This window comes from Caballeronia zhejiangensis, assembly GCF_022879815.1.
Taxonomy (GTDB): Bacteria; Pseudomonadota; Gammaproteobacteria; order Burkholderiales; family Burkholderiaceae; genus Caballeronia; species Caballeronia zhejiangensis.
This window is the reverse complement of sequence record NZ_CP084285.1, coordinates 1,085,224-1,094,832: the sequence shown is the minus strand read 5'-3', so window position 1 is coordinate 1,094,832 and position 9,609 is coordinate 1,085,224. Positions and strand designations below refer to the sequence as shown.

At 62.0% G+C, this 9,609-nt stretch carries 9 protein-coding genes; 7 read left to right on the top strand and 2 right to left on the bottom strand.

The features are described 5' to 3' along the window. Positions 1–585, top strand: a 585-nt coding sequence (locus LDZ23_RS26135; RefSeq protein WP_244808265.1) for a LysE family translocator, incomplete at its 5' end; no start/stop codon positions are given. 134 nt (positions 586–719) lie between these two features. Here LDZ23_RS26135 and LDZ23_RS26130 read toward each other — a convergent pair. Further along, the gene (locus LDZ23_RS26130) at positions 720–914 is read right to left on the bottom strand and encodes a hypothetical protein (protein WP_008347853.1); all 195 of its coding nucleotides are present in this window, start codon (positions 912–914) and stop codon (positions 720–722) included. Positions 915–1,266: 352 nt separating this feature from the next. Between LDZ23_RS26130 and LDZ23_RS26125 the strand changes: the two genes are divergently transcribed. The 6 genes from LDZ23_RS26125 (at position 1,267) to LDZ23_RS26100 (ending at position 8,385) form a co-directional block, all read left to right on the top strand. Beyond that, positions 1,267–3,210, top strand: coding sequence for a sigma-54-dependent Fis family transcriptional regulator (locus LDZ23_RS26125; RefSeq protein ID WP_008347850.1), 1,944 nt, complete (start codon positions 1,267–1,269; stop codon positions 3,208–3,210). Between the two features lie 206 nt (positions 3,211–3,416). After that, complete coding sequence (gene pqqA / locus LDZ23_RS26120) at positions 3,417–3,491, top strand: pyrroloquinoline quinone precursor peptide PqqA (protein WP_008347847.1); 75 nt, start codon at positions 3,417–3,419, stop codon at positions 3,489–3,491. 66 nt (positions 3,492–3,557) lie between these two features. Beyond that, positions 3,558–3,839 carry a pyrroloquinoline quinone biosynthesis peptide chaperone PqqD gene (gene pqqD, locus LDZ23_RS26115; protein ID WP_008347844.1) on the top strand — a complete coding sequence of 94 codons (282 nt, stop codon included), beginning with the start codon at positions 3,558–3,560 and terminating at the stop codon, positions 3,837–3,839. A gap of 240 nt (positions 3,840–4,079) precedes the next feature. Then, positions 4,080–5,819, top strand: a complete 1,740-nt coding sequence (locus LDZ23_RS26110) for a methanol/ethanol family PQQ-dependent dehydrogenase (RefSeq protein WP_008347842.1) — start codon at positions 4,080–4,082, stop codon at positions 5,817–5,819. Positions 5,820–5,893: 74 nt separating this feature from the next. After that, complete coding sequence (locus tag LDZ23_RS26105) at positions 5,894–7,090, top strand: c-type cytochrome (protein WP_033536259.1); 1,197 nt, start codon at positions 5,894–5,896, stop codon at positions 7,088–7,090. 245 nt (positions 7,091–7,335) lie between these two features. Next, on the top strand, positions 7,336–8,385 hold the full coding sequence (locus LDZ23_RS26100; protein WP_033536186.1) for an FUSC family protein: 1,050 nt from the start codon (positions 7,336–7,338) through the stop codon (positions 8,383–8,385). Here LDZ23_RS26100 and LDZ23_RS26095 read toward each other — a convergent pair. After that, a complete protein-coding gene (locus tag LDZ23_RS26095) occupies positions 8,382–9,530 on the bottom strand; it encodes a DSD1 family PLP-dependent enzyme (RefSeq protein WP_008347837.1) in 1,149 nt (382 codons plus the stop codon). The genes LDZ23_RS26100 and LDZ23_RS26095 overlap by 4 nt on opposite strands. Between the last annotated feature and the right edge of the window lie 79 nt (positions 9,531–9,609).

The window sequence follows — 9,609 nt, the reverse complement described above, 5'->3', positions numbered from 1 at the left end:
CCGGGCCCGAGCTTCGTAATCGTGGCGCGCAATGCCATCGGCATATCACGCGCCGATGGCCTCGCGACCGCGCTCGGCATGGGCGTGGGCGGCATCTTCTTCGGCGGCGTCGCCCTCGCGGGACTGTACACGCTGCTCGTTGCCGTCGAGTGGCTCTATCTCGCGCTGAAGGTCGCCGGTGGCCTGTATCTGATTTATGTGGCGTCGAAGATTTGGCGGGGCGCCGCGCAGCCGATGGAGATGCCGGCAACGGACGGCGCGTCCCGGCTCACCGGGCGCGCTCGAAAGTCCTTTTGGCTTGGCCTCTCGACGCAACTGAGCAATCCCAAGACAGCCATCTGGTACGGCAGCATTTTCGCGGCGCTCTTGCCGCAGCATCCTCCGCTGTGGTGCTACTTCGTATTGCCGCCTATGGTCTTCGTGATCGAGACGGGCTGGTACACCATCGTCGCGCTTGGCTTCTCAAGCAAGCGTCCGCGCGAGATGTATCTGCGGGCGAGGAAGCGGATCGACCGTTTCGCAGCGAGCGTCATCGCGATGCTCGGCCTGCGCCTCGTGCTGACGGCGGGTCGAACCGGCCTTTGATTTCGCATGCAAAACGCGTAACTCAAAAAGCCTTCGGAAACTCTGAATGCAAAAGGCAAAAGGCAAAAGGCAAAAGGCCGGCCGCGCCGCGAGGCTCGTCCGGCCTTCCTGCACGCAGCATCGATGCGCGCGAATCACAGCGGATGCAACTTGCCGTCAAGATCCATCGTCCACTTCGAGCCGTCCTTGAACGTCAGCACGCCGCTCTGAGCGTCGATATGGATGGGTCTGCCGGCTGGCTCCTTTTTGTCTCCGCCGATGATGCGCTTCATCTCGGAAGCGGAAAGCTCCTGACTATGTTGCAGATCGTCGAGCTTCAGGTTCGTCATGGTGTTTCTCCTTACGGTGCATGAGCAAGCGTTCGTTTGAGTCGAATCGAGCGTGTGTCGGCGCTCGCCTGGTCTTTTGCATTGGATATGCCAACGCGCGGGCGCAACGCTCGAATGCCCGCAGCGCCTTGCGCGGCGCGCTCGCAGGGTGCAGACACACGTGCTCCGTCAGCGCGTCGAGTCATACGCAGCCCAACACAACGTCCGCGGAGCTGTCGGCGTCACGATGACATCCCGCATCCTTTCGATTAGCCAACAACAGCCGTCGACGGCGCTCATTGGCGCAGGACTTGCTTTTCTCCCCGCTCAAATATCCGGCGACATGACCGGCACTTGCACAACGGAGGAGACGATGCAAGACAACATCCACGAGATCGCGGCTACCCACGATGAACGACAGAGCGCCTGGCTGATTCCCGCGATACGCAAGGCGCACGAACGCTCCGAGACATTCGGTCTGAACGCCTCGACACGACCCGACTACGACGTGCTTACCGAAGGCGAGTTGCTCCTCAAGCTCGAGCAGAACCGCGTGCTATGCGCGCACGCGACGCCGGTGATGGAAACGCTGCGTGAACAGATCGTCAACACGCAAAGCATGATCGTACTGACCGACGCACAAGGGCTCATCCTCCACTCCACAGGCGATGACGACTTCCTCGCACGCGCAGAAAAGGTCGCGCTCAGGGCGGGGGCGAACTGGGCCGAGGAACGGCAAGGGACCAACGCCATCGGCACGGCCATCGCAGAACGCTCGCCGACGGTCGTGCACGGCGATCAACACTATCTTGCGGCCAATCGTTTTCTGACCTGCTCCAGCGTGCCGATTCTCGATCCGTACGGCGATCTGATCGGCGTGCTCGACGTCACCGGCGATCATCGCAGCTACCATCGACACACGATGGCCCTCGCGCGCATGTCCGTCCAGATGATCGAAAACCACCTGTTTTCCAGCACTTTTCAGGGGATGTTGCAGATCGCATTTCACTGCCGCCCCGAGTTTCTCGGCACGCTGATGGAAGGGATCATGGCCTTCACCTGCGATGGACGTTTTCTCTCCGCCAATCGCAGCGCGCAGTTTCAGTTCGGCTTGCCGCTCTCGGCGCTGCGCGCACATACGCTGTCGTCGCTCTTCGGACTGACCAGCGCGCAACTGATCGATCGTTCGCAAGCGAGCCGCGCGCCGCACATGTCGCTCGATCTCAACAATGGCGCAGTGGTATGCGCCCGCGTGCGCCTCAACCGCGCGCCTTTCGTCGAAACTCCGTCCACGTCCGTGCCGATGAGATCCGCGCCGCGCGCATCGGCTGCGATCGATTCATCGTCGAAGCTCGCATCGCTCGACACGGGCGACCCGAAAGTGGCCGCGGTCATCGGCAAGGTACGCAAGGTCATCGGCAAGGACATACCGATACTCATCACCGGCGAAACCGGCACCGGCAAGGAACTGCTCGCACAAGCCATTCACAGCGATTCGCCGCGTCGCGCGGGGCCGTTCGTCGCGGTGAACTGCGCATCGATCCCGGAGAACCTGATCGAATCGGAACTCTTCGGTTATGAGGAAGGCGCGTTCACGGGCGCACGGCGCAAGGGCGCGGCGGGCAAGCTGCTACAGGCCAATGGCGGCACGCTCTTTCTCGATGAAATCGGCGACATGCCCTACCCGCTGCAAGTGCGCCTCTTGCGCGTGCTGCAAGAGCGCGTCGTCGATCCGCTCGGCTCCAGCAAGTCGATTCCTGTCGATGTCGCCATCATCTGCGCGACGCACCGTAACCTGCGCGAGATGATCGAGCAGAGTCGCTTCCGTGAGGACTTGTACTACCGTCTGAACGGGCTCGTCGTCAAACTACCGCCATTGCGCGAACGCACCGATCTCGCAGCCGTGATCACGAAGATGCTCCACGCCGTAAGCGCCGATGATGGGAGCGGCATGCGCCTGTCCATCGACGATGACGTAATGGCGCTCTTCGAGCGCTATGCGTGGCCCGGCAACTTCAGGCAACTGTGCAACTTGCTACGCACTGCTGCAGCGATGGTCGACGACGACGGCTGCATTCGCCGGCAACATCTACCGGAAGACTTCTTCGATGAACCTCGCGCCAACGTGCATCGCGTGTCCGAAGCATGCGCTGCATCGGCGCTCGCTTCGGGACGCCTGCAGGAAGTCACGGCATCCGTGATCGCGGCGGCGCTCGCGCAACATCGTGGCAATGTCTCCGCCGCCGCGCGCGCCTTGGGCATATCGCGCAACACCATCTATCGAAAGATGCCCGCTTGTTCACAGGTGGAGCAATGAGTTGTTCAGTGCAGTGTTTCACTTCGGTACACCCTTGTTGCGATGCGGAACAACATCGTCACATCCATTGCGCGTCATCGAAATCGAATTGAAAGGCAAAGAGCGTGCACATGCACTGTCGATGATCGAAGGCATGGACCTTGCATTTCGAGGACCGGTCGCGAAACGGCTCGCGATCCAACTCGAACATCATCAAGGAGATGAACATGCAATGGACGACACCCGCCTTCACCGACCTGCGCTTCGGCTTCGAGATCACGATGTACATCGCTACACGTTGATCCTTCGATGACGGCAAGCCTGGGGCGAATCTGCCCCGGGCCTGCACCCTTCCCTTTCCGTCCCACATGAACTCTACGACCGCGCATGCGGACGCATGCACGCGCCCGCGCCTGCGTGCGTCATTCAAGCTGCATTGGCATGCGGACATGCAAACGTGCGAGATCGTTCATCGGCACGGCAGCGTCGAACTGAACCGCAGCGCGGGCGAGATACTCGCACGCTGCGATGGCACGCGCGCGCTCGACGAGATCATCGGCGAACTGGAGACGCGCTTCGGCATCGCAGGTCTCGCCGCGGATGTCTATCGCTTCGTCGATGCAGCACGTCGACTAGGTTGGCTCGCCTGAGCTCGCGTTGTCACATCGGGCAACACGTCAAACGTCCCACTGCTCCACGATGCAACACCTCTTCAATAACGCCTCAATGCGCCCGCATTGAGCGCTTTGGACGCGACAACCGCGTACAGCAAGGCGATTGCGCGTATCGGTCGTCGATGGCACATGACTTGCCTTGATGACGTCGCAACTGCTTCGCATCGCTATCGAGTTTCAATAAGACGTTGCATCGACAATATCCAGGAGACAACGATGAACATTCGCTTCAGTCCGGCCCTGCGCGTCGCGGCCCTTGCAGCAGGTGCCGTCGCTGCGTTCAGCGTGGCGCAGCATCTTGCCATCGCGGCGGAAGGCACACCGGCGCAGTACCCGGACGTCAGCTATGAACGCCTCGCGAACGCGCAAGACGACCCCGGCTGGCTCACGTATTACCGCACGTATAACGGTCATGGGCATTCGCCGCTCAAGCAGATCGATACGAGCAACGTGAAGAACCTGAAGCAGGTGTGGAGCTACAAGTTTCCAAAGGACTTGCAGCAAGGCTTCGAGGCCACGCCCATCGTCAACGGTCGCTTTCTCTTCGTGACGACGCCCAAGGACAACGTCTATGCATTCGATGCCGCAACGGGCAAACAACTCTGGAAATACGAGCCGAATCTCGATGCGAAATCGTTCAAGACCGCATGTTGCGATGTGGTCAATCGCGGAGTCGCGTTATACGGCAAGAACGTTTATGTCGCGATGTTGAACGGCGAAGTGGCCGCGCTCGATGCGCAAACGGGCTCGCTCGTGTGGAAGAAGGCGATGTTCGATCCGGGCGTCGGATATGCGTTCTCGCTCGCACCGCTCGCACTCGATGGCGCGCTCGTCGTCGGCAGCTCGGGCGGCGAGTATGGCGCGCGCGGCTTCATCGCAGCACTCGATCCCAACGACGGCAAGATGCTGTGGAAACGCTATACGGTGCCCGGCGCGAAGGAGCCCGGCGGCAACACATGGCCCGATGGCATGCAGGAGCATGGCGGCGCCCCCGCGTGGCTCACCGGCACCTATGATGCGGCGAGCAAGACGCTTTATTGGGGCGTCGGAAATCCGGGACCGTGGCTCGCCGATCTTCGTCCTGGCGACAACCTCTATTCCGACTCGTTGCTCGCGCTCGATCCGAAGACGGGCGACCTCAAGTGGCACTATCAATACACGACGAATGACACGTGGGACTATGACGGCGTCAATACGCCGGTACTCGCGAACATCAAGTATCAGGGCAAGGACTACGACGCGATCATTCACGCAGACCGCAATGGCTTTTTCCATGCGATCGATCGCAGCAACGGCAAGCTAATCTATGCGCGGCCCTTCGTCACCGCGACATCGGTCACAGGCTATACGGACGATGGCAAGCCGATTCAGGATCCCGCCAAGTATCCGAAGACCGGCACGACCATCGAAACGTGTCCGAGCTTCCTCGGAGGCAAGAACTGGTGGTCCGTTTCATACGATCCGCAGAAACATATAGCCTTCGTGCCGGCGCTGCATGCGTGCATGTCCCTGTCCGGCAAATCGGTGAACTACATGGAAGGCCTGCCCTATCTCGGCGAAGGCTTCGAGATCAAGCCGGAACCGAACAGCAAGGGCTACGGCGAACTGCAGGCGATCGATGTCGACACCGGCAAGAAGATCTGGAGCCACTGGACCAAGCTGCCTTGGAACGGCGGCGTCGCGACGACGGCGGGCGGCCTCGCATTCAGCGGCTCGCTCGACGGCCATCTCTACGCGTTCGATGAAAAGACCGGCAAGGTCTTGTGGCAAAGCCCCAAACTCGCGAGCGGCATCATCGCCCAGCCTTCGGTGTACGAGATCGACGGCAAGGAATACGTTGCCATTCTCGCGGGATACGGTGGCGCCAATCCGATCTGGGGCGGACCGATGGCGAAGGCCGCGGACAAGGTGCCGCGCGGCGGCACGCTCTATGTGTTCGCGCTCAATCGCGCCTGACCCATGCTGATCGAACCGCGAGCGCGCATCGCCGCGCGCTTGCGGTGCTCACCGACATCACCGGACGCTTCGACATGAATCATTCGCTCAACTCCATTCGCGCAGCAGGCATGCTGGCCGCATGCATCGCGCTCGCACCATCGGCTTCCGACGCGGCCGTGAAGATCTGCACGTTTCCCGGCAGTCCTTCGGCCGCGCTGGACCGCAGCGTCGCGCAAGCGGTCTTCGCCCGCGCCAACATCGCAGCAACGTTCGTATCGCACGGTATCGGCGAAGGCGACGACGACGGCGTGTCGCTTCACGAACTCGACAAGACGCTCGCGCGCGATTGCGATGTGATCGCTGGCTTTCCCCGTTCCACCGTCGCCGATGCATCGGGTGGCAAGATGCAATTCTCGCGCGGCTATCTGCGTGCGGGCTACGTCAGCATCGAAGCGCCTGACGTGCTTCTGAACGATGCCGCAAAGCGCACGGTCGCCGCGACCTATGCAAGCCCCGCACAACTGATCGCCGTGCAGCAGCGCGACGTGACGCTCGATCTGGAGAACACGTCGGCATCGACCGTCGATGCAGTCGCGAACGGACGCGCTTATCGTGCGATCGTGTGGTATCCCGCTGTCGTGGCTTATCGCATTGCGCATCCGCAACAGAGCTTCACCGTCGCAGCCGCGAATTCGCCCTACGCGGACTGGCATCTGGCATTCGCATTCGGCGACAGGAGCGCTGCGTTGCGTCCGCGCATCGACGATGCGCTCAAATCGATGATCGACGATGGCCGCCTTCAGGCGCTCACGAAACAGTGGGCGTTGCCCGTGCAAACTGCATCGTCTTCTGCAGCACCGTCGAAGCACTCCGGCATCATGCTCGCCGACATGAATGGCGCGCGCGCCGGCCGCTTCATCAAGGTCGCGAATGAGGGAACCGTCGAGCCGCCGACGTTCGAACAAGCGCAAACGACGCACGGCAAGGCGCTTTATTCGAGCTCGTGCGCGAAGTGCCATGGGGCACAGTTGCAAGGCATCACAGCGCCCGCGTTGCAAGGTCCGTCGTTCGCACCGCCGTCGAATTCGCATCTCACCGTGGGCGGCATCTTCACCTACATGGCCACCAACATGCCCGCGGACCGTCCAGGCAAGATGAAGGACCAGGACTATGCCGACATCATGGCCTTCCTGCTGATGTCGAACGGCTACAAGCCCGGCGGTGCAAAGATGACAGCCGACAGTGCCCGCGCGTCGAAACTCCCGCTCAACGCCGGGCCGGCCCGATAAGGTCGCCATGCCAGCACCGGCCACTCAGGCTCATATAGCGACGCTGGTGGAAGCCGTGCCGATGCTTACGTCGCGACACGAAGGCGGCACATGTGCCCCGGAAACATCGGGCATATGTGCCGCCTTGTCTTTCCCTTCCTGAACAGCTTCATTTTTTCGCACCGTGCACATTGGCATAATGCAGCACGGGCGCGCATGCTTCGCGTCTCCTTCGCTTGTCCCGTTTCGTCAACGACCGAGACCGCATGACTTCGATCACTCGTACTCGAGTTCAGGTGCGCGCCTTCTTCGGCGCACCCGAAGCAAGACGCCTTCTTCGCACACTGATGAGTTGCGCGATCAGCTATGCCGCCGCACGACTGGCCGCACTGCCCGAAGGTTACTGGGCACTTATCACGACGCTCGTCATCGTGACGCAACCGAGCCTCTCGCAGGCGGTCGATATTGCTCGCGATCAGATCATCGGCGCATTCATCGGCGCCATCGCGGGCGTGCTCGGCATTGTCGCGATGAACCGCGGCGCGCCGCCGCTCGCGGTGTTTTCGGTCGCGCTCGTGCCGCTTGCCGCGTTGAGCGCGAAGCGGCCTGCGTTCAGGCTTGCGTGCGTGACGCTCGTGATCGTCGTGCTGATTCCGGCGGGACCGGGATCGCCTTTCGAGCGGCCGATGCATCGCGTGCTGGAGATTCTGATCGGCGCCGCTTCGTCCTTCGTCGTGTCGGCGCTCTGGCCCAATCGTGCGCTTACGGCCGCGCATCGCAGCGTCGCCGATACGTTGAAGAGCCTCGGCCAGTTGATCGCGCTCCATCTTTCGGGCGAGCGGGATGATGCTCGCGCGACGCGCCTCGAAACGCAAAGCACCGAGGCGCAAAAAGCCTTCGACGATGCGTTGAAGGAAGCCGAACGCGAACACATCATCGTGCTCGTGCAGAACCGCCGCTCGGATGCCATCGACAAGGCCGCACCGTTTCTGCGGCGTCTCCATAGCGATGCGCTCTTTCTCGCGAAAGCTGTATCGCGCCTCGATCGCGATACTTGCGCGGCTCGGCTCGGCGCGGCCGGTCGCGAATTGCAGGCTTTGTTCGAGACGCTCGCGAGCGTGCTTGCAGCGAATCGTCAGGACGATGAGAAGCTCGCGCGCGCACGTTCCGCCGTGAACGAACTCAGGGCCATGCTCGAGCAACAGGAAGCGACGCACGGCGCGCAGGAAGTGGCGCAGTTCGTGATCGGCCTGATCGTTGCCGACGTCGATGCGCTGATCGCCACGATCTATCCGCCGAAGGAGTCACGGGCTTAGCGCGAAAGACCGCGCGCGTCGATCGGCCATATGTCGGTCACGCGTTCGCCTCGATAGCAGACGTATTCATCGTAGAGATTCACGGTCGGATCGCAATGACCCGGCAGCAACAGCACACGCTTGCCGACGAGATCAGCGAAATCGCCTTCAGCATCGTGCTGGGCTTGCAGCATGCCGTGCTCATCGTTCGCGGAGATATAACTGAACGTGGCCTTGGCGCCCGCACCGAGCCAGTTCACGCTGCGCGGCAAGCCCGAATCGACCGCGAGCCCTTTCAGGCCGACATCGCATACGGCCATGCCGGGGCGCGTGGCGCTCATGACCGTCGACAGCACGAAGAGACTGTGACGCCAGCGCATTTCGCCGCCCCAACCGATGCCGCCATAGTCGCCGTCCATGAACAGATACGAGCCCGGCTGCAATTCGGTGAAGACGCCACTCGCAGCATCGAACTCGACAGTGCCTGTGCCGCCGCCCGTCACGATGCCGCAACGCACGCCGCGAACATCGAGCGCGCGGACGTAGCGCGCGGCGATATCGGCGGCGCGGCTTGCTTCGGCCTTGCGTGCAATCCAATCCGCGACGTGCTGGATGCCGCCGTGATACGCCTGCAGTCCTGCGAAGCGCAGCGCGCTCTGCGCTGCGATGCCGTCGACGAGCGCGAGCAGCGCATCTTCGCTCGTCACGCCGCAGCGATGCTGACCTGCATCGACTTCCGGCAGCACGTCGATCGTGACGCCCGCGCGTGCCGCTGCGTCGCCGAGGGCCTGAACTTGCGGCAACGCATCCACGCATACCGAAAGATGCACATGCGATGCGAGTTCGACGGCCATCGCGAGTTTGTCCGCGCCGACGAACTCATTGCTGACATGAATGCTCGCGATGCCCGCCGCCGCGAACGGATACGCCTCCGACAGCTTCTGACAGCACACGCCGACCGCACCCGCGCCGACCTGACGCTTCGCGATCTCGCTGCACTTGTGCGCCTTCGCATGCGGACGCAACGCGACGCCATGACGCGCGGCGAACGCCGACATCGCCGCGAGATTGGCGTCGAAGGCATCGAGATCGATCATCAGGGAAGGCGTGGCGACCGAAGCGAGCGAATCGCCCGCGCGAGCGGCGGGAGGAGGTGCGAGCGTCATGGCAGAGGGTGTCGACGAAGTTGGATCAGACATCGATCATAGCGCTGCATACTGCATGATGAATGCATAAAACCATTTG

Bases quoted from the DNA above. Each gene is read 5' to 3' on its own strand.
- LDZ23_RS26105 (WP_033536259.1), top strand. From the start codon at position 5,894: ATGAATCATTCGCTCAACTCCATTCGCGCAGCAGGCATGCTGGCCGCA.
- LDZ23_RS26130 (WP_008347853.1), bottom strand. From the start codon at position 914: ATGACGAACCTGAAGCTCGACGATCTGCAACATAGTCAGGAGCTTTCC.
- LDZ23_RS26100 (WP_033536186.1), top strand. From the start codon at position 7,336: ATGACTTCGATCACTCGTACTCGAGTTCAGGTGCGCGCCTTCTTCGGC.
- LDZ23_RS26110 (WP_008347842.1), top strand. From the start codon at position 4,080: ATGAACATTCGCTTCAGTCCGGCCCTGCGCGTCGCGGCCCTTGCAGCA.
- LDZ23_RS26125 (WP_008347850.1), top strand. From the start codon at position 1,267: ATGCAAGACAACATCCACGAGATCGCGGCTACCCACGATGAACGACAG.
- LDZ23_RS26095 (WP_008347837.1), bottom strand. From the start codon at position 9,530: ATGACGCTCGCACCTCCTCCCGCCGCTCGCGCGGGCGATTCGCTCGCT.
- pqqD (WP_008347844.1), top strand. From the start codon at position 3,558: ATGAACTCTACGACCGCGCATGCGGACGCATGCACGCGCCCGCGCCTG.